The following is a 23,989-nucleotide window of genomic DNA, read 5'->3' on the forward strand; positions in this document are numbered from 1 at the left end:
TGGCGGATAGGAAGCGAGTATACAAAGGAGAATGCGGAAAAGGCTTTAGCGTAATATAAAATAGGAATGCTAAGGTGAGGATTTCAAATAAAACCTTCATGACTTCGTAGACACCAACAGCAATGAAAGCAAACTGAAGGTTCTTTTTGGCCAATAAGATTAGACACTTTCAGAAAAAATGCCCCCAGAAAGTGTCTAACTTTTTGGGGGCACTGCAAATTTCCTGCTGCTCTTTTTACATCGCGATAAGCTGTTTTTATTTAGTTCCAGCATGTTCTAGTAATTCGATCGCATCGTAAAGCACACCTGCTTCACCTCTAAAAGTTCCTGAACCCTCTGGTTTGTTATCTTTTGTGTACCATTCATAAAAACCTTTATTTTTGATAACACGGGCAAGCATCGGCTGTATTTGCTCATAAGCTTCCTGTTGAAAACCATTTTTAACGAGCTGCTGAATCATACGCCCACCGAACCAGGTCCAGTCCCCACCATTTTGATAACCATACGGATACATGCCTTTGTTTTTAAATGAACCTGCAGGATAAGTTGGGTACACGGTAAGTCCAATTGTTGCCGCACCAGCGTCTTTTACATTTTTAATCATTTTATCCAATGAAACTTTTATTTGCTCTTTGCTGAGTAAATTCGCCTCAATAGCGATAGCTGTTCCACCATGATAATAGATTTGATTTTCATCAAAATCAGCCGAAAATGGAGAGCCTTTGATATAAATATGGGGAATAAACTTTTGGTTCTTTTCATCCCAAAGGTGTTTCATGGTATTACTTGCTATGGAAGCTCTGATTTTTCCCCATTTTTCTTTTTTCTCAGGAAGTAGATCCATGTAGTTGTCAAGGGCGATCAAAAACATCGCATTGTCGTAGATGTCCAAAGCAATATGCGAATTTTCATCTAGATGGACACCCCAGTCATGCTCGGGTTGAACGTCGCCCCAATCAACCGTGGTTGCACCCCAAAGTAAACCATAAGTATCATTATAACGTTTGTCCAATAAAAATTGCAAAGCACGTTCCATGCGATCCTTTACAGTTGCATCACCAATTTTTTCATTGAGAAAAGCCTTATCTTTAGTAGCAACGATATATTTGTGTACCGCTTGAATTAAAGAGGATTCCTGGTCTGTTTCAACGGTGTTTTTATGTGCAGCATAATCAGGAGCCAAGGTACTGGTGATTGTGTAATAGTCCGATACGCCATTTTTTAAGCTGGACTTTTTGACAAAACCATCGGCAATATTACCATCAGGGCCTTGTAGTTTAAAGAACAAAGCCAATTGATCTTTGATCTGTTCATGGGGATGTACTTTTGTTGCTAAGGTGATAAATGTATTGTAGTCTCTAATCCATACCTCACTGTATCCATCCCCCGCATTGAATCCGCTTTTGATGATGTTCGTAGCCATATCTTTGACAATATGGAAGCTGCTATCTTTTTGGATGCTGTCTTGTAAATTGTTCGTAGATGCTTTACTGCCCGGGTTTTGGCAGGACAGTAATAGGAGCGATGAAGATAATGCAAAAAATATAGTTCTCATTGTGCTGTTTGTTTATAATAAATGGTTTGATTAACATTTGGATTCTTTGACAAAAGATTGGATAACCTTTGCCTTACCGTTTCCTAAATTACGCAATGTATAGGACCCAGCAGCAGCAGGAACGGCAAAAGTCTCGGCATAATGGAAGACCCTCTTCATGCCATTTGCTGTCGTCAGCTCAATTGCCTCACCCTCGACAAGCATCATGATATGGCATTGTCCCTGCGTTTCAATCGAAACATCCTGATCGAATTCGTATCTAAAAACATCGTAGAAATGATCTTCATGCGTTGGCAAATGTATTCTTGTTGTTTGCGCATCAAGGACTTTTTCACTGGGCTGAGCTAGCAGTGTGTTTTTTACGACATCACCTTTCCGGCTAAAATTGAGGTTAGCGAATGCTCTATCAATATTTAATGGACGTGGTTTCCCATCTAAATCGGGACGCACCCAGTCGTACATTTTAAAGGTATAATTATAAGGTGTTGCACTGATTTCGAGCACGAGATTGTTCACGCCGGAAGAATGTACGGTACCATGTGGAATCAAATATAACTGGTGTTTCTTGGATTCGAATTTTTGAACGTATTGCTCGATATCCATAGCTATTCCGCTGTGGAAGCTCTCTTCTAAAGCGGAGCGAAATTTGTCTGCATCAATTGTTTGCTGAAAGCCCAGATACACTTGCGCGTCCTCTTTTCTATCAACGATATAATATGATTCGTCCTGTGTGAAGTTTTCTCCAAATTCTGCTTTTGCATAAGCTGGACTGGGGTGACATTGAATGGATAGGTTGCCACCATCAAAGGTGTCCAGAAAATTGAAGCGTATTGGGAATTCGACATCGAAACGTTGCTGTGCATGACCGAGTACATTGGCACTTTCTTGAAACATCAATTGATCGAATGAAATTTCGAGTATATGTCCATCTGCTTCGAGCAAAATACCATTTTCGGGGACAATCATTTCGAAGGACCACGCATAGTTTTTGACATCCTGATCGATGCCTGTAAGGTGCTCTTTCATCCACTGTCCACCCCATACTCCGGGTTCAAAAGTTGGTCGTACGCGGAAGTAATTTTGGGACATGGTTTGCAATGTATCGCGTAGATCCTTCCCCGTAATCCATGGTAAGCTGTGGGACGATTGTTGATCCGCAAGAATTTCGACACGGGACAAGATGGATCTTTTATGTCGGTTCAATATTTCCCAGTCGACAAAATAGTAACGCTTATAGGTTTCCTTTTGATTGGTTTGTGTTGAACAGCCTAAATTTAAAGCTTTGCCCGCACGCATGCGTTGAATAAGCACATTTTTGGGCAAATCAATATACATCAGCTGACTAGACGTATCGACTAATGATGCTCCAGGACCGTAAAAGATGGTATACTTACCTTGTTTTGAATCGGAGTTCGCTAGTATTGATTGAAAATCCGCTAGTTTTTCGGTATCAAAGTATTCAATGAGCTGAATCCCGGCCTTTTTTCCGAACAATGGGTCATTGCCGCCTAGGTAGGGAGAGACAATATCCTGGATGGCTGATTCCGATTTTAAAGCAGAATCCATCGCAATAAATCGTGCGGCTACGCCCTGTCTTTCAAATTCTTGCTTCAGGTTGGGGATGATTGTGCCCCAGTTAACACCTACAAAACCATCAATGCTATGTATATTATGTGTAATGAGATGTGCGACAAGATTCGGGTAGGAATTTGATAATGTTCCTTGAACTGGAAACGTCGGAGCGATTTCGTACTGAAAAGGTTTTGTTTGAGTATTAGAATACATATTGATGTAATTTATTGCAAATGAATGATGTTGGAGTAAATAGCTTTTGCTTACTTGTTTGTTGATTTTTTGTTGTGTTTTTCAATCCAGAATTTTTCGATCTCCTCCAAAGGTTTGCCCTTCGTTTCTGGCAGGAATCCAAGTACAACAAGGAATGCGATGGCACAGAAAAATGCAAACAACCAGAACGTATAGCGGGCGCCCCAGGAAGCGAGAAGAATGGGAGTTAGCTGTCCCACGATAGCATCGGAAATCCACATCACCATAATACTGATACCCATGGCGCGAGCCCGGATGGCATTTGGGAAGATTTCGGCTGCGACGACAAATTTTAGTGGGCCAATGGAAAAAGCAAAGAAAAATAAGAAGGAAAGTATAGCGATAATCAATGCGATATTATTGACTTGACCTTGATTAAAAAGATAACCAGTAACCAGCAAACTCAGGGTAGCACCTACAGTTCCCAAAAGATATAAGGGACGTCTACCCCAATTATCAACCTTCCAGATTGCGAAGAAAGTAAATAGCACATTGGCAGCTCCAAAGAATAACTGGGCATGATAGGAGTTGTTTAATGAAATACCTGATTCAAGCAATATGCTCGGACCATAATAAACAATTGCGTTGATTCCACTGAGTTGTGAAAATAAAGGGAGGAAGAGGCCCAATAGAAAGGCCTTGCGATAAATAGGAGAGAACAGATCACGTAGATTTCCTTTCGAGGAAACATTGCTAACCTCTTGTATATCCGATAGTCCTAATGTGGCACTGATCGCTGCAACTTCAGTGTTTCGTCCATTTTTAGAAAGCCAACGCGGACTTTCAGGAATAAAGTAAACTCCAATGCATAACAATAAAGCCGGTATTGCGCCAACTAAAAACATAGTTCGCCACAGTTCATTTTGCTGGGTGGAGGTATATTCAAGAATCAAGTAATTGCTGATATAGGCAAATAGGATACCGAATGTAATAGCGAGTTGATAACAGGTGACTGATCTTCCTCTAAATTTGCTTGGCGATATTTCCGCAAGATATAAGGGCACAACAATTGAGGCTATTCCAACACCAAGGCCCCCAATGCTTCTACTTGCAATCAATATGCTGTAAGAAGGACTGAATCCACAGCCAATTGCTGAGAATAAAAAAAGCAGGGCCGCAGTAATAAAGGCGGGTTTTCGGCCGTATTTATCTGTTAATGGTCCTGTGAAAAATACACCAACAATACAGCCTAGCAAAGCTGAACTGACAAAAACGCCCTCTTGAGCAGGAGATAGTCCGAAAAATTGCTTCACCAACGGCAAAGCACCTGCAATTACAGCCATATCGAAACCGAAAAGGAGTCCTCCAATTGAAACGATACATAAAATGATGATAAATTTCTTTGACATCTGCGGTTTATATTAATATGTATATACATACAAACATATATCTATTTTTTTAATTATGCAAAAAATCTTATTTTAGCACAAGCAATCCAAATGATGAATTTAAAAATAGATCATAAAAGTCCTGTTCCGCTGCATATACAAGCTGAGAATTTGTTACGCGAATTAATTAAGCAGCCTGAATATATAGAGGGGAAATTATTACCCAATGAAATTGAATTAGCAAAAAGATTGGCAATTTCCCGTTCTACTTTGCGTTTAGCGATCAATAAACTGGTATATGAGGAGCTGCTAATTAGAAAGAAGGGGATAGGAACGAAGGTGACTAGTTCTAAATTCAGTTCAAAATCCAAAAATTGGTTGAGTTTCTCACAAGAGATGAAAAATCGTGGGATTGAGGTGAAGAATTTTGAGCTTCACGTCAGCTGGGTTGTTCCGGATAAAGCTGTTTCGAAGTTTTTTAATGTAGATGAGGATCAGAAGCTATTAAAACTAGAACGTTTGAGAGGAAAGAAAGATGACCCATTTGTTTATTTTATCTCTTATTTCCATCCGCGTATAGGTTTAAACGGCGATGAAGATTTTAAGAGACCTCTATATGAGATCTTAGAAGCAGATTATCATGTCGTTGCAGATCTTTCTCAGGAAGAGTTGGATGCAATGGCTGCAAATAAATTTATAGCGGATAAATTGGAGATTAATATCGGTGATCCTATTTTGTCCCGCAAGCGCTTTGTATTTGACCAATCTGGAAAGCCAATTGAATATAATTTAGGGTTCTACCGTGCGGAAAGTTTTACCTATACAGTTGAAAGCAGAAGAGATTATTAAGTAAATTCACTCATCCTTTTTGAATTGATCAAGTGGATGAGTGAATATCTAATTTATTTATTCTTTTAATGATTCTTTTCTACGGTAGTTTCTGCCCAGCTTTCTAGGAGCGCTATTGCTTTACTAAGTACTCCTGCAGAACCTTTGAATTTCCCTGATCCGCTAGGGACGTTATTTTGACCATACCATTCGTAAAATCCTTTGTTTTTCACAACCCGATCGATCATCGGTTGGAGTTCTGCATAGGCTTCTTGATAAAAACCGTTTAAAACGAGTTGCTGGATCATCCGTCCGCCAAACCAGGTCCAATCACCACCATTTTGGTATTGGTAAGGCTGAGCCATTCCTCCGATGAAAAATCCAACTGGATAGGTTGGGTATAAGGTCAATCCAATACTCGGCATGCCCGATAACCGGACGTTTTCCAGCATTTGCGTATTGACTGTTTTTATTTCTGAATCGGAAAGTAACCCGGCTTCTATAGCGATGGCGGTGCCCCCATGATAATGGATCGTATTTTCATCAAATCCTTTTGGGATAGGAGATGTCTTAGGGTAGATATGAGGGATGAATTTTTGTTTTTTCTTATCCCATAAATGACGTCTACTGTTTGTTTCGAGACTCTTTTTTAATCCCTTCCATTCTGTCACCTTCGGAGAGTTGGGCTGGATATCAATCAATGTCTGCAATGCAATAATAAACATCGCGTTGTCATAAATATCTATCGCCTCATTGGAGAGCTCATTCCAGTCACAACCAAAGCTATCGTTGGGTTGCACATCTCCCCAATCTGCTGTCATCGCACCCCAAAGCAATTGATACTTGTGGTTGAACCGTTCTCTTTTCAAATAATCCAACATGAGTTGGATACGATCTTTTACAGAAATTCCACCGATAGACTCCTCCAGGATACTGTAATCCTTTGTTTTCCGGATATATTTACCAAGCAGTTGGATGAGTGACGTTTCCTGGTCTGTTTCTACTGTATTTTTAAATCCAACATGGCCTGGCGCATTTTCTGAATAATAAGGTGTATCATCATGCCAGGTAAAATCCTTCTTAAGGACATAGCCGTCTACCATTTCACCATTGGGCTGTTGCATCTGAAAGAATACTAAAATGGCTCCTCTAATGTCCGCTTGGGACCGCTCTTCCAATGCGGTTTCAATAAATGTATTGAGATCCCTGGCCCAAATTTGTGAGTAGCCACTTCCCGCATTGAAACCTTCTTTGATGACCTCTCGGGCAAGGCTGTCGACATATTTTAAGTTTTGATCCGCTAGAATGCTTTTTGCCAACTTAAGTTGAGTTATACCGTCGGGTTTTGTTTGTTGTGCTGATAGTTGGGTTCCGAGTAACAGAAGTATTAGACTAAAAAATGTGCTGTTTTTTTTCATTGTGGTTTTATTGTAATTTTCATCTACTTCAGGGCTTTTGATCAAAGATCAGCCGTCCAATGTGTATTTTTTTTGAATTTATTTACTGGTTATGTTTTTAGTATGTATGTACAATCAAAGTTATGGAAAAATGTCAGTATTTAAGTTTTAATAACGTTTTATTTGGTTAGTATTTAAAATTTTACAAATTTAGGTATTGTGGTGAAGCCTTTTCCGTAGTTAAATTGAGTAAGAAAACAGAACTCATGTTTATACATACTCTATTTTTTTGTAAGTTTGCTGTAGAACCTAATTGAGAACAATGGTAAAGCGTATCATTTATTATTTTTGTAGTTTATTTGTTAGTACGGCAGCTGTTTTCGCACAGCAGAAAACAGATTTGACCGTTTTTGTAAAACCTAATATTGGATCCGTCCATAGCCGGTATTTCTTTTATACACCAGCAGCAGTACCTTTTGGAATGGCTAAGCTCGCTCCGAGCACAAATGGAAGCTATGGGAACAAGTCGGGCTGGGAAGCTGTGGGGTACGATGATAGGCATGGGTCAATAGAAGGATTCGCTAATTTTCACGAATTCCAGGTAGGCGGAGTGGTATTTGCACCGTCCGTTGGAAAATTGAAGACAACTCCTGGTCAACTTGATCGTCCACAAAGCGGCTATCGTTCTGCTTTCGATAAGAAAGATGAGTTTGCTACTTCTGGCTATTACCGCGTCAAGTTAAAAGATTATAATATACTTGCGGAGCTCACTTCAACCAAGCGCGTCGGTTTTCATCGGTATACTTTCCCAAAAACTGAAGAAGCCAACCTTATTTTCGATATTGGCCATGTTATGGGGGAAAGTGGCCCAGTCGTTGATGCTGAAGTGAATTATGACAAACAGCACGTCTGGGGATATGTGGTTACCAATCCTGTATACGTACAAAAATATCAGCAGGGTGCTCATGTTAAGATGTTTTTCTTCGCGGAGATAAACAAACAGCCTAAATCTTTTGGAACATTTAGAGATTCCACGACTTTCGATCAACATAGCCGTATAAAAGGAAAGGGGGCAGGCTTGTTCCTGAAATTTGATACCCAAGTAGGGGAATCTATCGAAGTCAAGACCGGTTTGTCTTATACATCTGTGGAAAATGCACAACTGAATTTGCTTAAAGAAGCAAAGGATATGTCGTTTGATACTGCAAAGAGAAATGCCTTGAAAACCTGGAATAGTGAACTGGGAAGAATTTTGGTGGAAGGGGGCAAAGTCGACGACCGCATTAAATTTTATACTGGATTGTATCATGCTTTACTTGGTCGTGGGCTTGCAAGCGACGTCAATGGTGCATATCCCAAAAATGATGGCTCGGTAGGGCAGATTGCTCTAAATAAACAGGGGCAACCTATTCATCATCATTATAATACCGATGCGATCTGGGGTGCATTTTGGAATTTGACACAGTTATGGTCTATTGCTTATCCGGACTATTACAACGACTGGATTCAGAGTCAATTGTTGGTCTATCGCGATGCAGGTTGGTTAGGAGACGGTATTGCCAACAGTAAATACGTTTCGGGTGTAGGGACTAATTTTACAGGTTTGGCAATTGCAGCGGCGTATAATGTGGGTATTCGTGACTATGATGTGAATCTTGCCTATGCTGCGGTGCGTAAAAATGAATTGGAAGCGAAGGACCGACTGCCTGGAGCAGGAAAGTTAGATGTAGGAGTTTTCGTTCGCAAGGGCTATTCACCCTATATAAAAGATGATAATGGTAGTCCCGAATTAATGACCAATGGATCTCCTTTTGGTGCTTCGCATACCTTGGAATATGCTTTTTCTGCCGGTGCAGCCGCACAATTTGCAAAATCATTGGGACACCAAAAAGACTACATTAAATTTCAGGGATTATCCGATGGATGGCGCAATCTGTATGATACCACGACGAAGTTTATGCGACCAAAGGATAGTACTGGACGATTTATTTCAAACTTTAACCCGTATGAACCATGGCGTGGATTTCAGGAGGGAAATGCTTGGCAGTATACCTTCTATGTTCCGCATGTCCCACAAGAATTGGTTAAACTGGTTGGAAAGGATCTGTTTAATCAGCGGTTGGATAGTATTTTTACCGTGTCGCAGAAGAATGTGTTTGGAGGTGGTACACAAATTGACGCTTTCGCAGGGATTGAAAGTCTTTATAATCATGGTAATCAACCGAACCTGCATATCTCTTGGCTGTTCTATTTTTCTGGTAGACCTGATTTAAGTCAGAAATGGGTACGGGCAATTTGCAAGGAGTTTTATGGTAATGATGCAATACATGGCTATGGCTACGGACAAGACGAAGACCAAGGACAGCTTGGAGCGTGGTATGTCTTGTCGAGTATCGGTCTATTCGATGTCAGAAGTCTCACCACCGAGAAACCCGCACTTCAGATTGGCGCGCCACTTTTCGATCGGGTAACGATACAATTACCGGAGAAATTAAGAAAAAGTAAATTTATCATTCAGGTGAAGAAAGAGCAGCCCAATAGTTATATTGTTGATCAGGTTAGGTTGAATAACTGCCTGTGGAAAGGTTGGCAGCTTCCTTTTGAACGCCTGGTAGAAGGTGGGATTTTAGACCTCAAGTTGAAAGGCAACTAAATTTAAGCAATAAAAAAATAGCCCCATTCGGGGCTATTTTCAAGGTAGGTTGGTTTGTTGATTGCCTACGCGATTTCAGCAATAAAATTGCCCTCTTGATCCAAATCAGCTTTGTGAGCTGCGATTTGTTGAAGATTAATATGTCCTATGACATATTTGAAATCTGGTGCGTAATATCGTTCTGTGATTTCACTGAAATTTAACTTTTCAATCAGTGTATCATCTGTGTATCTCAAATAAACCTTAATTAAATAATCTTGGCTATAATTTAATGTGCTGGATTCTAAATGTTTTTTATATTCATAACGGTATCCATAGCGAAGGGCAGCGATATCCGATAGCACAGCAGAGCCCGTCGGGTGTCCACCTGCTCCTTTACCATAGAAAAATTGCTCGTCTGCAAAGGCAGCTTTTACCAATACACCATTGTTCTCATTTTCTACATTATAGAGCATGCTCTCTTTGCCTACTAGGCGTGGTAATACATAAAGTACAACTTTGTTGCCATCGATCTCTTTTGCTGTTGGTATCAATTTGATCTTGAGGTTCTTTTCTTTAGCAAAACGAATATCTTGCTGTCCCAATTTGTCAATACCAATATTAAAGACATCGTCTGGTTTGACATAGATTCCGTACGCATGGGAAGCAACAATACATACTTTAAATTTTGGGTCAAATCCACCTACATCCAGGGTTGGATCTGTTTCTGCAAAACCAAGTTCTTGCGCTTTCTTTAAAGCGTCTGTATATTGCTGGTTTTCATTGAAAACTTTAGATAAAATATAGTTGGAAGATCCATTAAAAATACCGCTGACAGAATGAAGTAATTCATTGTCATAGTACTCTTCTAAATTCCGTATAATAGGAATACTTCCGCAAACGGCACCTTCATACAATAAACTGGTGCCATATTCATGTTGGATATCAACCAGCTCTTCCAAATGGGTGGCAATCATTTTTTTATTGGCAGATACCACATTTTTTCCCGATTTCAAGGCACGAACAGTTAGTTGATAGGCTGCTTCGGCATCATCTATTAGTTCGACAACAGTGTTAATTTCTGGGTCACCTAAAATTGTTTCCGCGTCGGTAGAAAATAGATCTGCTGGTAGCGAGCGCTTTTTATCTCCGTTTTTAATGACAAATTTTTTGATCTCCAGATTAAGATTTTTGGTTTTGATGATATCGTAAAGACCTTGGCCTACTACACCAAACCCAAACATCCCTATTGTTAATTTATTACTCATATCTCTTCTTAAATTCTCTTATATATATTATTTATTCTCTTATACTAATTCGTTTAGGTATTCTTTTTGTTCCCGCAGAAAGTTGCTGATGATTTTTGTGAGTTTTTTTGTTTCGATCAAAAATCCATCGTGGCCATAGGTAGATTCAATCTCCTGATAGTGGGCATTCGGAACATGTTGAGCGATGAATTGTTGCTCTTGTGGAGGAAACAACAAATCTGTATTGACGCTCAATACTAAAGTTGGACAGTCGATGCTCGCTAAAGCGGATTCGATAGATCGTCTTCCCCGACCTAGATTATGGCTGTCCATTGCTTTGGTTAGGAAGTAATAGCTGTACGCATTATAGCGTTTCACCAATTTTTCACCCTGATAGTTTTGATAGGAGGATGCTTTATAATGATCGAGTTTTTCGTTATCATCCTCCTTTTGTGTGTTGGCATACGTTGTATAGTTGCGGTAAGACAACAGTGCCATAGCGCGTGCAACTTTTAAACCCTTAGCTCCGCCATCGGGATGATTGGCGTAAAAGGTTCGATCAGTTGTGATGGCAAGACGTTGACTTTCATTGAATGCAATACCCCATGGTGAATGGACGGCATTTGTTCCAACGACGATTAGATGGTTGATGGCTATACTGTGCGATACGGCCCATTCCAATGCTTGTTGACCGCCTAATGAGCCCCCAATAAGGATCTCTATTTGTTTGATATCCAGGTAGTCTGCAAGAAATTGATGTGCGTTGACCAAATCCCTTACTGTAAATTCAGGAAAAGATAGGTAGTAGGGCTGTCCAGTAGCTGGGTTTACAGATAGCGGATTACTGCTATTATATGCTGATCCTATGACATTGGCGCAGATAATATAATAATCGTTTGAATCAAACAATTCACCTGTTCCAAAAAGACCGGACCACCAATCCAGTACATCTGCATTAGCCGTTAGTGCATGGCAAACCCAGATCACATTACTGCGATCTGCATTGGGTTTGCCAAATGTTTCATAACTGATTTGTAAATCAGTAAGCTCTCTTCCATTTTCAAATACAAAAGGCTCCGGGTGCAGATAAATATGCTTACTCATTTTACGTTTAAGTTTAAGCCGAAAAAATCTGATTATTTAATTTTATCAAAAGCTTGTTGTAAATCAGCTTTGATGTCATCAATATGTTCTATTCCTACAGAAAGACGTAATAAACCTTTGAACACTCCAGCATTGGCTTGATCTTCATCACTCAATTGTTGGTGAGTAGTCGCTGCTGGATGGATAATCAATGACTTCGTATCACCGACGTTGGCCAAGTGACTGATCAATTCTAAGCTGTCGATAAAGCTATTGGCCTTTTGTGCTGCGTCACCTTTGAGCTGGAAAGAAAGCACTGCACCATAGCCATTTTTAAGGTATTTTTGTGCGTTAGCGAAGCTCGGAGAACTTTTTAAGCCCGGATAGTTTACTTTTTCTACCTGTGGATGCGCCTCAAGCCATTTAGCTACCTCTAAAGTGTTGTCTACATGGCGTTGCACCCGTAAAGACAGGGTTTCAAGCCCTTGTAATAATAAGAATGAATTGAAAGGGGAGAGTGCTGGCCCGAAATCTCGAAGCCCTTCCACACGTGCCCGAATGGCAAATTGAATATTTCCAAACGGTCCGCCTTCACCGAAAACTTCGGAAAAAACTAAGCCATGATAACCTTCAGATGGTTCGGAAAATTGAGGGTATTTTCCGTTGCCCCAATTGTAGTTTCCGCCGTCGACGATGACACCGCCAATGCTTGTACCATGTCCACCGATCCATTTAGTAGCCGATTCAACAACAACATTCGCACCATACTCCAAAGGTTTAAATAAATAACCTCCAGCTCCAAAAGTATTATCGACGATTAATGGTAAGTCATATTTTTTTGCTACGGCAGCAATTTTCTCAAAGTCTGGAATATTGAAACTTGGGTTTCCAATTGTTTCAACATAGATGGCCTTTGTTTTATCATCAATGAGGGCTTCAATTTTATCTGCCTCGGCGTCCGTTGCAAAACGAGCTTCGATGCCCAGGCGTTTAAAAGAAACTTTAAACTGGTTAAATGTACCGCCGTATAAGTTGGATCCGGCAACAAAATTGTCACCACTTTCCAAGATATTATTTAATGCAATAAACTGTGCCGCCTGGCCAGATGCAACAGCAACAGCAGCGACTCCACCTTCCAGTGCCGCAATACGTTGTTCGAAAACATCCGTAGTAGGGTTCATAATCCGTGTATAGATATTGCCGAACTGCTTTAATGCAAATAAGTTTGCGCCGTGTTCGGCATTTTCAAATACAAAAGATGTTGTTTGATATATAGGAACTGCTCTAGATCCCGTAGTAGGATCAGCGACTTGGCCAGCGTGAACCTGAAGAGTTTCGAATTTTAAATTTTTGTTTGAAGACATAATATATCAGATTTTAAGGGTTCAAAAAGAAATTGCTAAGTAAAAAGAGAAGCATACACACCTCGTTGAAGGGTCTGTTAAATCTTTATCCAAGAAAAAGGAAATGATTTTTAACAAGCATGGAAGTGCATATGCATACGCATTCGCATCAATACAGTTGTACGATGACTTACACTTTCGCTTATCGTGTGGTTCACTTGTGTTGAACCTGAATTTTTAATGGACTTCAGTAGTTTAATAATCATTGTCTTATGTCATTTATATGCTCCAAAACGATATTGTTTTGGACAGGAATTGGCACCTTTTCAAACAAATTGAAGGTTGCCAGTGGGTCATTGAGCCAGTCTCTCGCCACTTCTTTATAAATCAAGACCTACTGATTAAGGGAGGTGTTGATTAGAAATCTTCTTTCGAAGACGACACAAATATAAACTCTTTTTTTATTAAAGCAAAAGAAAAGCTATTTTTTAGTTAAAGGAATTTTAAATAACATACCGATCGGGATCGCATATCGTCGGATGAAACCGGATAAATAACTGTCAATCGGGTATTATGATTTCTTTAAGTTGATCCGTTCCGCAATTTGATTTAAATCTGTTAAAAGAGGTTTAAGTGCATCAATTCTACTATGGATATCATACGCTAGGTGGCGATTCGTCTTTTTGCTTAACGATAGTGAAAGACCCACCAAATGGGAGTTGACCTGATAAGAGAGTGCTTGAAAATGGTGGATATGTGACCAATCCATCCATTTATGCTCGGGTTCTTTTTTCATTTGATTGATAGCGTCTGAAAATAGCGCCATGGCAGTCTGCGCTTTTTTGCGAGCCAGTCGTATATCAAAAGAACTTTGTTTCTCTTCCGACAGACGGTTATTGATGGTTTGGAAATAATGCTCGTTGTAAAGGGATACCTCTTTTGCCAGCTGAACCATGCCTGTGCTCTGGCGTACGGGGATCAAGAAATAACCTGCTATAGCCAAGAATGCTCCAATGAGTGTGAAAAGTATTCGGCTGCCTAAAATGAGATTGATATTGCCTTCAAACAAATTGAGCGCAATCACAATTCCCAAGGTAATAAAGATGACACTGACCATATAATTAGATCGGTTGAACAAAAAGAATCCGAAAAGACCTAATGCAGCTATGGTAAGGAGAGCTGGGAGAAAATGAATAGAAATTAAGCAGAATATACCAACTATTATACCCGAGAATGTGCCTACAATACGCTCTATATTACGCTTTTTTGTCATTGAAAATGCTGGTCTGGCAACAATAGCGATCGTCAGTAAGATCCAATAGGTATATTTAAAATCCAAAAATAAAATACCGATCAATGCGCCTGTTCCAAAAAGAAGAGCCATCCGAACTGCAAATCGAAAAAGCGGGTTATTCAGATGGAGTTTACTTTTTAGATCAGCAAGATTGCGCAAAGGTCGATTGATAAATTGCTGGTACTCACTGCTGTCAATCTTATCCTGAATTTCCTGATTTTGATAAAAAGCTACCTGAATTCGGCTGAGTACTTCAATAATTGCTTCGATGTTGCTTATGATCGAACATAATATACTTTTTGCTTGACCGGTCTGCTGTTCTTGAATTTCTTTTAAATCCTGTAAGAGGGCATTAATTTTAAAGTTATTGTGATATAATTGATGCGCATACCGAAACCTCTTGTTAGGTTGTGAAAAGCTATCAATTTCTAAAGCTAATAATTTGATTGTGTGACGAATTAAAGGGAGGCTGCCCGTGTCTGCAAGATTTTTGCGAATCGCATCATAGTCGTGATCAAGTGCAATAATTAACTCATGAAGGTCAATTAACCCATAAACCTGACTGAGCCAATAATTGCTTTTATGCCACTGTTGACTTATGATTTTTTTTTCTCGAAAAAGAAGAGACCTGATTTGTTCCTGTTGTTCGCTGATCAGGCCATGAATTTTGCCTACGCGACTGTACGTTATATTCAAAGGAATATTGGGATCGTAAGACTGTGATCGTATCAATAGAAATTGGGACAATCCATGAAAACCATTGGCCATCGCATGTTTTAGCGAGCGATAAGGTTGTATATAGGCTTGTAAAAGGCTAAAAAAGTAGTATATAATGGAACCTGTTGTAATCTGTAAACTAACCGCAAAAGGGTGTTGCGGGGCCATTCCGATCACAAAACTCATGAGAATCAATGTCATGTTTCCAATTGCAGCATAGCGAGCCCCAAAAATACCGTATAACGTACATATAAAACCGGCCGCTGCTAGCAGTATAACCAAGGGCCAATGATACGGAAATACAATCGCTGTAAACAATGATGCAACAAAGAAGGTGGGAATACATACGAGAGCAGAAGAAAGTTTATCTTTTCTGTTTCCAGGAGGATCTGTGAGTGTTGTTAACAACGATCCGACACCGATTCCAATAGCCGTGCTCGCTTGCGCTCCCAATAAGTAGATCGCCAAACTTGGCAAGATGCTGATGGAAACATTACGTAATGCGTCTCCAGAATGCTCGCCATGCATAAATCGTATCATAAGGATATAAATACGGTAGAATCTTTTCTTCAATGATACAGTGCTCATTAATCAGTTTACTAATTTTCTATGTAAAAATACAAATATTATGCTTAATATTTTTTGTATACAATTTATTTGTTTTGATTTTTGTTGATTTTTTGAATTTTTATTTTGATTCGATGTGCTTTTCTTGCGCTGTGCTTTTTGGAGATTCAAGATTAGCTGGGATGATTTTATCGGCTTTAGCATCGATCAGCGAATGACATGGTTTACCGATGTTATTTGGTTGTCTACCGAGTGAATCGGACGATCTATCTATTTCTACTAGTCAACGTGTAATGAATACACGAGGTTTGTTGTCATTATTATGAAGTTGACTATCCAATCGATAGCCTTAAGAAATTACATTATGAAACCACAAAAAATTAAATTGCTCTTATTTTCTCTTGTTTTATTCCTGTTTTCTATTGCCGGACCCGTTTCAGCACAGTCTGACGGGGGAAAATTACGTACAGTCGTTGTTGGACAAGACAATCAGCCTATTGTGGCTGCAAATATTTCATTGTTTCGTAAGCCCAATGATATCTTGTTAAAAGGAACTTTATCCAACGAAAATGGAGAAATTGTGTTGTCTGCGATACCCGAAGGGAAGTACAGCCTACAGGTGTCCACGGTGGGTTATGCTATTTATCGTTCTGCTGAAATGGTCGTGAGTGCGGGTGATCTCAAGGTACTGGATACGATTCGTTTACAGGTGGAAAGTAAAGTGCTGAGTGAGGCACAGGTGATCGGTAAGAAACCATTGATTGAAAGTCACCTTGATAAAGTTGTCCTCAATGTTGAAAACAGTATTTTGGCAACAGGGAATAACGCATTGGAACTCCTGCAAAAGGTTCCAGGGGTAACTTTAGACAATAAAAAGATCAATCTACGTGGAAAAAGTAATGTGATTATCATGATTGATGGTAAGCCTACTTATCTTTCTGCAGATGAAGTATCGCGATTATTGGAAAATACAGCTTCCAATGCAATAGCATCGATCGAAGTACTCACCAATCCACCCGCAAAATACGATGCAGCAGGGAATGCAGGAATTATTAATATTAAGACAAAGAAGAATACGCAATTTGGAAGTAATGTTAGTTTAAACCTCAATTTAGGGCAGGGTAAATATACAAAGGCGGATGGTGGCTTTCTAGTAAACCATCGTAACAGTTGGGTGAACTTATTTTCTTCTTATAACTACGCAAATGCCTTAGGCTTTAATGATTTAAATATCGATAGGGCTGTAGATACCAAAATCGGGACGACTTTTTTCAATTCGGATTCTTATTCGAAATTCCGCTATCGAGGCCATAATTTCAAATTTGCGGCAGATTTTAACCTGGGGAAAGAGGAGGTCATTGGATTTGTGGTTAACGGTAACGTAAGTAATGGCCATTCAACACGCGAGGGAAGCAATCTGATCGCCTCTCAAAAAGGAAAGCTTGATTCGATTGTATTAGGAAGCAATTTGTCAGATTTTAAATACCACTACCTCACTTATAATCTTAACTATAAAAAGACATTTGATACCTTAGGGACTGAATTGACCGTTAATGGGGATTATTCATATTCGAAGAATAATGACAATAGCACTGTTGGAAACCGTTTTTTGGATGCAAATTGGGAAGAATTTAAATCACCGAATATTTTCCGGAATGATATGCTTTCTAAGACCAAAATTTTGGTTTTTAAAACCGATTTTGTGCATCCTTTTAATAAAACGACGAAACTTGAGGCGGGCTTAAAATATAGCCGTGTAAAAACAGATAATAATTTGTTATACGAAGATCAGGATCAGCAAGGCGAGTTTGTGCAAAATAATGGTCAAAGTAATCAGTTTTTGTATAATGAAAATATAGCTGCAGCTTATTTCAGCCTAAATAAATCATTCGGAAAGTTTTCGGTACAAACTGGACTGCGTGTTGAAAATACAAGCTCCCTAGGAAACTCGGTGACGCTTGGGCAACAAACAAAACGTACCTATACCGATTTTTTCCCATCAATATTTGTACAGCAACAGATTAATGATGATCACAAGCTTGGTGCGAGTTATAGCAGACGTATTGACCGTCCTGATTATGGGGCATTGAATCCCTTTGTGTATTATTTGGATCAATACACGTATCAGTATGGCAACCCTTATTTAAATCCACAATATACCAATTCGTATGAAGTAAATTATACCTTTAAAGATCGCTATTTATTGAGTTTGGGCTACAAGAGGACCAATGATGCCATCACTCAGGTCATAGAAAGCAATTCGGAGACCAAAGCTATTGCACAGACAGATAGAAATCTGGCTTACTTTGATTATTACAACATGAATGTCAATATACCAGTTAAGCTTTTTAAATGGTGGAGTATTTCTAACAATGCCAGCGCTTTTTATAATAAGTTTAGTTTTGATGAGCACTCCGGAGCGCAACGCCAATTGGAAAAGTTATCTTTCCAGGTAAGTTCCAATCATGATATTCGAATTGGGAAAACAACAAATCTGGAGCTGACAGCCAATTATTTTTCGCCAGCAGTATATGGGGTATTTAGTTTTCAGTCTTACTATGGTATCGATCTAGGTGCTGGAAAAACATTTCTTGACAAAAAATTGAATGTAAAGTTGGCTGTAAATGATGTGTTGAATACAAGAGGTCAGCGCAGATTGTCGAGTTATCAGGAAAATGGATACTATCGTATACGAAATGGATATGATAGTCGGGTTATCCGATTGTCAGTTTCTTATCGTTTTGGTAATATGAATATTAAGTCAGTCAATAAGAAGGCTGGTAATAATGATGAAGATAATCGGTTAAAAAAATAGGAGCTACTGTTGTGAGGGGAGATAAGGAGCGAGAGATAGCGAACGTTTCCCTGAAACAAAAAGAGCCTGCGATATCGCAGGCTCTTTTTGTTTCAGGGAAGTTATCTTAACTTAAAAATAAGATCTCTCTCAATTTTGGAAGAGGCCATTTTTTGTCATCAACAATTTTCTCCAATTTGTTGACATGATAACGGATCACATCGAAATATGGTTTAACCGATTCATCGTAAGCGATTGATCTTTCACGTACGTCATCAATTTGGTTTGCTTTTTTACGTTCCTGACGCATTGCTTCAGCTTGCTCCAAGATGGTATTTACGTGTGTTGAAATACGTTCTACAAAGTTCAATTGAGAGCTGAATGCTGCCTGCGCTAGACCAAGGTCTTTTAATCCTTTGACATTTTCAATCAATTCGTTTTGATAAATGAAACATGCAGGAGCAATTTGGTTGTTAACCATCTCTTCGATGACACGTGCCTCAATTTGTAATTTTTTATAGAAGTTTTCAAGCAAGATTTCGTGGCGAGCTTCTGATTCACGTTTAGTATAAATACCTAGTGATTCAAACAGGGCTAAAGATTCTTCTTTTACATAAACATCTAATGCTTTAGGCGTAGATTTGATGTTAGAAAGACCACGTGCCTCAGCTTCTTTTTCCCACTCTTCGCTATATCCATTGCCTTCGAAACGGATTGCTTTTGAATCTTTGATGTATTTGCGGACAACATTTAAGATTGCAAGATCTTTTTTAATGCCTTTTTTGATTTGTTTATCTACTTCCGTTTTGAACTCGATCAATTGTGCTGCAACGATTGCATTCAATACGGTCATCGGTAAAGCAGAGTTTGCAGAAGAACCAACAGCGCGGAATTCAAATTTGTTACCAGTAAAAGCAAATGGTGAAGTACGGTTCCGGTCTGTATTGTCCAATTTTAATTCAGGAACTTTAGGAATACCATGCCATAAGTTTGCCTCTGCTTTTACTTTTTTAGCAACACGAGCAGATTCAACTTCTTCCAAAAGCTCATCCAATTGAGAGCCTAAGAAAATTGAAATAATTGCTGGCGGAGCCTCATTTGCACCTAGGCGGTGATCGTTGCTTGCACTAGCGATAGAAGCACGCATCAAATCAGCATATTCATAAACAGCTTTAATGGTATTGACAAAGAAAGTCAAGAACATCAAATTGTTTTTAGGCGTTTTTCCAGGAGATAATAAATTTACACCGGTATTTGTGATTAAAGACCAGTTGTTGTGTTTACCAGATCCGTTGACACCGGAGTATGGTTTTTCATGCAACAATACTTTGAAGTTGTGTCTTAAAGCAACTTGTTCCATGACATTCATCAACAATTGGTTGTGATCGATAGCCAAGTTGATTTCTTCGTACATTGGAGCACATTCAAATTGAGAAGGTGCAACTTCGTTGTGACGAGTCTTTAAAGGAATACCTAATTTTAAAGCTTCATTTTCCAAATCCACCATGTAAGCTAATACACGCTCTGGAATCGCACCAAAATAGTGGTCTTCCAATTGTTGGCCTTTTGCCGACATATGGCCAAATAACGTACGGCCAGTTAACTGAAGATCTGGACGAGCATTATATAAGGAAAGGTCAACCAAGAAATACTCTTGTTCAATACCAAGAGAAGCGTTTACTTTAGTGACCGATTTATCAAAATATTGAGCAACATCTGTTGCAGCTTTATCTACTGCGTTGATCGCTTTCAATAAAGGAGCTTTATAGTCTAATGATTCACCCGTATAGGAAACAAAAACTGTTGGAATACATAATGTTTTACCAGCGCCTGTTTCGTAAATGAAGGCAGGAGAAGATGGATCCCAAGCTGTATAACCTCTAGCTTCGAACGTATTACGGATACCACCGTTTGGGAAAGAAGATGCATCGGGCTCTTGTTGAACTAATGCGTCAGCTGTAAATTTTTCAATTGCTTCACCGTTTTCGTCTGGCTCAAAAAAAGCATCATGTTTTTCAGCAGTCGAACCTGTCAGCGGTTGAAACCAGTGTGTGTAGTGAGAAACGCCGTGGTTAAGTGCCCAAGTTTTCATGGCCTGTGAAATGTGTTCAGCCAAATCTCTTGAAATAATCTGTCCCTCTTCAATGGATGCAACTAACTCCTTGTATGAATTTTTAGGAAGGTAGTCTTTCATTTTGTTTACGGAAAAAACATTCTTTCCGTAGATGTCAGTTGCTTTTTTAGTTTCAACTTTTTCAAATGAAGCAATTTGGCGTGAGCCTGCTGCTTCTACTGCTTTGAATCTTAGGTTCGACATTTGTATTTTGTAGTTAAATTACAGTTTTGTTGATTTTGTTTTTCAAAAATATTGTGTTTTTATTGAAAACTGAAATTTTTTTTGATGTTTTTTGTGAAATAATTTGAAAATTATGGTTTTTGGCTAATAAAAAAGGTGTGATTTGTATAAATCACACCTTTTTTATTGTTTTGTGTTATAATTCGAATCCCCAGTCTATTCCTTTTTCGGTGGCAGGTACTCCTTTCTTCATCCAAGCAGGAGCGGGGGCACCTTTTAGGAAATGATCGAAGAATTGCTGTTCCCGAATTTGTATATCCTTGCGGTTTTGTCGGAGTATGAGGTTATGTTCATCACCATTATAATTCAGCATCCATACAGGTTTGTTTAATCGGCGCAATGCAGTAAACATTTCAATGCCTTGATACCATGGCACGGCCCCATCATTGTCATTGGCCATAATGACAACGGGAGTTTTAACTTTATCCAAATGGAATAAAGGTGAGTTTTCGATGTACAGTTCCGGAGCTTCCCATAGGGTTTTTCCGATGCGGCTTTGTGTATGTTCGTATTGGAATTGGCGCGACATACCGGTTTGCCAGCGTATTCCGCCATAGGCAGATGTCATGTTGACAACAGGAGCACCAGTCCAAGCCGCAGCATACATATTGGTCCGCGTAATGAGGTGAGCAACTTGATAGCCGCCCCAACTTTGCCCCTGTATTCCCATTTTCGTACTATCAACCCATGCATTCTGAGCGAGGTTTCTCATCCCCGAATTGATGTATTCTTCAGCTGATTGACCCGGGTGACCTGTTTTGTAGCTTATATTTGGTGCAAATACAAGGTATTCGTTACTTACAAAATAGGGGATGTTCAAACGTGATGGTGTAGGAGCAGGAGGTTGATACGTATATAATCCATCTGAAAGCTTTTCATAGAAGTAAGCTATAATGGGATATTTTTTTGCAGGATCAAAATTTTCTGGTTTATAAAGAATTCCCTCCGCCTGATTTCCTTCAGGCGTTGTCCAATGAACAAGTTCTGCTGTACCCCAATTGTAATTAGCCTGTTGGGGGTTAATATTGGATAGCTGTAATTCGTCTTTGAACTTAATTGTATTGGTATATATATTAGGTGAATTCATATAATCCTCTTTACTGTACAGTATCGTTTGTTGATCTGCCGAAGAGCTGATATTCTTAAACGTTTTTGCCTCTACCAAAAGACTTTTAGGATCGCTATGCTGTCCCTTGAACTGGTAGAAACCAGATTCTTTGGTTTTATTGTCAAAAGACGTTAGAAAACCACCCTTTTTATAGTCTAGTGTTGTGGCTTGTTCGCGATCTTCTTCTCTTTTTAAAGGCAAGTAGCGGAAAGTTGTCTGCGAAGCAGCCCCATAGCCGTTTGTCAAGATGGATTTGTTGGATCCGTCCAAGTTAAAATACCAGATATCATATCTCGAATTGACGTAAATCCCTTTAAAGTCTGGGCTCCATGCTGCCATGCCGTATCCTTGTGCTGAGGTAGGCATATCATTTTCCTCGTCGGCAAAGGACGCAGGTATACCGTCATTTAGAACTGTTTTTTTCTTTGACCTAACCTGATAGGAATTCCAGGTTCCTTTATCTTGGTCGAAATATACGATGTATTTTGCGTCAGGACTTAAGATTGCATTTCCTGAAAAGTCTGAAAGGATTAACTCTTTATTTCCTGTTTTTGTCGAAACCAGATAGATGTCATCTCTTGTACTACCTTCCCATTGACTTGCGATGCGCTTGCCAAAATCAGTACGCGCTAAGACATACTCTTCATTTCCATCCGGTGTAAGTGCCGTGGAGTTGAATGTTTGGTCCGTAAGGGGGATAATGTTACGATTGTATTTGGGGTAAGTGACCGCTAAGAAGTTTCTTGCAAGGTCTTTCTTTAAATTTACCAACTGCATTGGTTGTAAATAATCGTCTTGCCAGTTCCAAACGTCTACTTTAGCATGCTCAAAATCAACCAAAGTGGTGTCTTTGACACGAGGTATTGGTGCTATGCCGAAAAATAACTTCTCTCCATTTTTGCTGAAACGGATATCCCCATCCCCGCTAACGGCCCAGTTTTTAGGTATACCATTGCTGGTTTTTGTTGCGAGATATTGGGCTGTATCTATACCATTTGAATAGTAATATAAATTATAATTTTTCAGCAATGCCTTTTCATTGGAGAGATCCCCTAGGTAAGCGAGCTGGTTGCCTGATTCATCAAATTTGAAATTTTTATAATTGCCTTTTCCATTTGATATCTTTTTGAGCTTTTTAGTTGCTATTTCGTAGAGGTAGACTCCAGATTCTTTTGACAGGCTATCTTTCGAATCTGTTTTTTTTGAAAAAACAATTTTTGATCCGTTTTTATTCCATTCGTATTGGTCTACGGATGAAAATTGTACCGAATCACCGGAATTTAAATCATATAAAGCAAGCGTTGCAACTGTTTTTTTCTTTTTATCGCTGCTTTTCTTTGCCGATGTGGCATCATTAGCCGTTTTTGTTTCAGATTTTTCATTTATTTCCTTGTCGAAAAGAAAAGAGACAAAATTGTTGTTATGATCGGCAATTTTGTAAGATTTTACCTGCGCAAATTTGACAAGGGATGAAGTCGTTAAATTGTAGATCGCCAATGAATCTTTTGGGAGTTCTTCGACTTTCTTCTTTTTGATTTTGGCTTCGCGGGTTACGGCAAATGGTGCTTTGACCAAACTTAGCAGATGGTTTTCGGTATCTGTCAGTTTTCCATTATATCCACGGGGAATTTGAATGAGTTCTTTGTTTTCTTTGGTTTTGAGAAAAAGCTGATTATTGCCTTCTTGTGGAACGACCTGAAACAGGACAAATTTTCCCGATTTACTGATATAGGGCGATGATACGCTTTGCCAACTATCATATACCGTATGATCCAATGGTTTCTTTTGTGCATGGGCAGCGAATGCTGCCAGAAAACAAAATGGAATACAGATACTTTTCTTATTCATATTTTAAACCTTTTTGTCGCAATTTATTCATAAAAAATAAATAAACATCGATTTTTTGGTATATTCAT

13 protein-coding genes and 1 riboswitch are annotated in these 23,989 nt (G+C 39.2%); of the genes, 3 read left to right on the forward strand and 10 right to left on the reverse strand.

Annotated features, from left to right (window positions below; all coding sequences use genetic code 11):
- Window positions 1–256: 256 nt before the first annotated feature.
- The 3 genes from HS960_RS04185 to HS960_RS04195 are packed head-to-tail and all read right to left on the reverse strand — an operon-like array spanning window position 257 to window position 4,728.
- Window positions 257–1,555, reverse strand: a complete 1,299-nt coding sequence (locus tag HS960_RS04185) for an amylo-alpha-1,6-glucosidase (RefSeq protein WP_153846734.1) — start codon at window positions 1,553–1,555, stop codon at window positions 257–259.
- A 30-nt stretch (window positions 1,556–1,585) separates the two neighbouring features.
- Window positions 1,586–3,340 carry a class I mannose-6-phosphate isomerase gene (locus HS960_RS04190; RefSeq protein ID WP_159730828.1) on the reverse strand — a complete coding sequence of 585 codons (1,755 nt, stop codon included), beginning with the start codon at window positions 3,338–3,340 and terminating at the stop codon, window positions 1,586–1,588.
- Window positions 3,341–3,390: 50 nt separating this feature from the next.
- Window positions 3,391–4,728 (reverse strand): sugar porter family MFS transporter, encoded by a 1,338-nt coding sequence (locus HS960_RS04195; protein WP_153846736.1) that lies wholly within the window; start codon window positions 4,726–4,728, stop codon window positions 3,391–3,393.
- A gap of 90 nt (window positions 4,729–4,818) precedes the next feature.
- Here HS960_RS04195 and HS960_RS04200 point away from each other — a divergent pair, with 90 nt between their 5' ends.
- A complete protein-coding gene (locus HS960_RS04200; protein ID WP_228280200.1) occupies window positions 4,819–5,556 on the forward strand; it encodes a GntR family transcriptional regulator in 738 nt (245 codons plus the stop codon).
- A gap of 65 nt (window positions 5,557–5,621) precedes the next feature.
- On the opposite strand, the gene HS960_RS04205 is transcribed toward HS960_RS04200, so the two are convergent.
- A complete protein-coding gene (locus tag HS960_RS04205; protein WP_182331336.1) occupies window positions 5,622–6,953 on the reverse strand; it encodes a glucosidase family protein in 1,332 nt (443 codons plus the stop codon).
- Window positions 6,954–7,254: 301 nt separating this feature from the next.
- Between HS960_RS04205 and HS960_RS04210 the strand changes: the two genes are divergently transcribed.
- On the forward strand, window positions 7,255–9,585 hold the full coding sequence (locus HS960_RS04210) for a GH92 family glycosyl hydrolase (RefSeq protein WP_182331338.1): 2,331 nt from the start codon (window positions 7,255–7,257) through the stop codon (window positions 9,583–9,585).
- Between the two features lie 65 nt (window positions 9,586–9,650).
- Here the strand turns inward: HS960_RS04210 and HS960_RS04215 are convergent, their stop codons facing one another.
- The 4 genes from HS960_RS04215 to HS960_RS04230 form a co-directional block, all read right to left on the reverse strand.
- Window positions 9,651–10,832 (reverse strand): homoserine dehydrogenase, encoded by a 1,182-nt coding sequence (locus HS960_RS04215; protein WP_182331340.1) that lies wholly within the window; start codon window positions 10,830–10,832, stop codon window positions 9,651–9,653.
- A gap of 39 nt (window positions 10,833–10,871) precedes the next feature.
- The gene (locus HS960_RS04220; RefSeq protein WP_182331342.1) at window positions 10,872–11,915 is read right to left on the reverse strand and encodes a homoserine O-acetyltransferase family protein; all 1,044 of its coding nucleotides are present in this window, start codon (window positions 11,913–11,915) and stop codon (window positions 10,872–10,874) included.
- A gap of 32 nt (window positions 11,916–11,947) precedes the next feature.
- The gene (locus tag HS960_RS04225) at window positions 11,948–13,258 is read right to left on the reverse strand and encodes an O-acetylhomoserine aminocarboxypropyltransferase/cysteine synthase family protein (protein WP_075993185.1); all 1,311 of its coding nucleotides are present in this window, start codon (window positions 13,256–13,258) and stop codon (window positions 11,948–11,950) included.
- A 255-nt stretch (window positions 13,259–13,513) separates the two neighbouring features.
- A riboswitch (SAM riboswitch) is annotated at window positions 13,514–13,626 on the reverse strand.
- Between the two features lie 182 nt (window positions 13,627–13,808).
- Window positions 13,809–15,836: an FUSC family protein gene (locus HS960_RS04230; RefSeq protein ID WP_182331344.1), complete on the reverse strand. Its 2,028-nt coding sequence runs from the start codon at window positions 15,834–15,836 to the stop codon at window positions 13,809–13,811.
- A 343-nt stretch (window positions 15,837–16,179) separates the two neighbouring features.
- On the opposite strand from HS960_RS04230, the gene HS960_RS04235 reads away from it, so the two are divergent.
- Complete coding sequence (locus HS960_RS04235; RefSeq protein ID WP_182331346.1) at window positions 16,180–18,630, forward strand: TonB-dependent receptor; 2,451 nt, start codon at window positions 16,180–16,182, stop codon at window positions 18,628–18,630.
- A 106-nt stretch (window positions 18,631–18,736) separates the two neighbouring features.
- Here the strand turns inward: HS960_RS04235 and HS960_RS04240 are convergent, their stop codons facing one another.
- Together HS960_RS04240 and HS960_RS04245 are read right to left on the reverse strand one after the other, a co-directional pair.
- Complete coding sequence (locus HS960_RS04240; RefSeq protein ID WP_088162032.1) at window positions 18,737–20,926, reverse strand: glutamine synthetase III family protein; 2,190 nt, start codon at window positions 20,924–20,926, stop codon at window positions 18,737–18,739.
- A 175-nt stretch (window positions 20,927–21,101) separates the two neighbouring features.
- Window positions 21,102–23,921, reverse strand: coding sequence for a S9 family peptidase (locus HS960_RS04245; RefSeq protein ID WP_182331348.1), 2,820 nt, complete (start codon window positions 23,919–23,921; stop codon window positions 21,102–21,104).
- Window positions 23,922–23,989: the final 68 nt, after the last annotated feature.

It is taken from the genome of Sphingobacterium paramultivorum (assembly GCF_014109745.1).
GTDB lineage: Bacteria > Bacteroidota > Bacteroidia > Sphingobacteriales > Sphingobacteriaceae > Sphingobacterium > Sphingobacterium paramultivorum.

Excerpts from the sequence above, each read along its gene's own strand:
- HS960_RS04185 (WP_153846734.1), bottom strand. The coding sequence starts at position 1,555 with ATGAGAACTATATTTTTTGCATTATCTTCATCGCTCCTATTACTGTCC.
- HS960_RS04190 (WP_159730828.1), bottom strand. The coding sequence starts at position 3,340 with ATGTATTCTAATACTCAAACAAAACCTTTTCAGTACGAAATCGCTCCG.
- HS960_RS04195 (WP_153846736.1), bottom strand. The coding sequence starts at position 4,728 with ATGTCAAAGAAATTTATCATCATTTTATGTATCGTTTCAATTGGAGGA.
- HS960_RS04200 (WP_228280200.1), top strand. The coding sequence starts at position 4,819 with ATGATGAATTTAAAAATAGATCATAAAAGTCCTGTTCCGCTGCATATA.
- HS960_RS04205 (WP_182331336.1), bottom strand. The coding sequence starts at position 6,953 with ATGAAAAAAAACAGCACATTTTTTAGTCTAATACTTCTGTTACTCGGA.
- HS960_RS04210 (WP_182331338.1), top strand. The coding sequence starts at position 7,255 with ATGGTAAAGCGTATCATTTATTATTTTTGTAGTTTATTTGTTAGTACG.
- HS960_RS04215 (WP_182331340.1), bottom strand. The coding sequence starts at position 10,832 with ATGAGTAATAAATTAACAATAGGGATGTTTGGGTTTGGTGTAGTAGGC.
- HS960_RS04220 (WP_182331342.1), bottom strand. The coding sequence starts at position 11,915 with ATGAGTAAGCATATTTATCTGCACCCGGAGCCTTTTGTATTTGAAAAT.
- HS960_RS04225 (WP_075993185.1), bottom strand. The coding sequence starts at position 13,258 with ATGTCTTCAAACAAAAATTTAAAATTCGAAACTCTTCAGGTTCACGCT.
- HS960_RS04230 (WP_182331344.1), bottom strand. The coding sequence starts at position 15,836 with ATGAGCACTGTATCATTGAAGAAAAGATTCTACCGTATTTATATCCTT.
- HS960_RS04235 (WP_182331346.1), top strand. The coding sequence starts at position 16,180 with ATGAAACCACAAAAAATTAAATTGCTCTTATTTTCTCTTGTTTTATTC.
- HS960_RS04240 (WP_088162032.1), bottom strand. The coding sequence starts at position 20,926 with ATGTCGAACCTAAGATTCAAAGCAGTAGAAGCAGCAGGCTCACGCCAA.
- HS960_RS04245 (WP_182331348.1), bottom strand. The coding sequence starts at position 23,921 with ATGAATAAGAAAAGTATCTGTATTCCATTTTGTTTTCTGGCAGCATTC.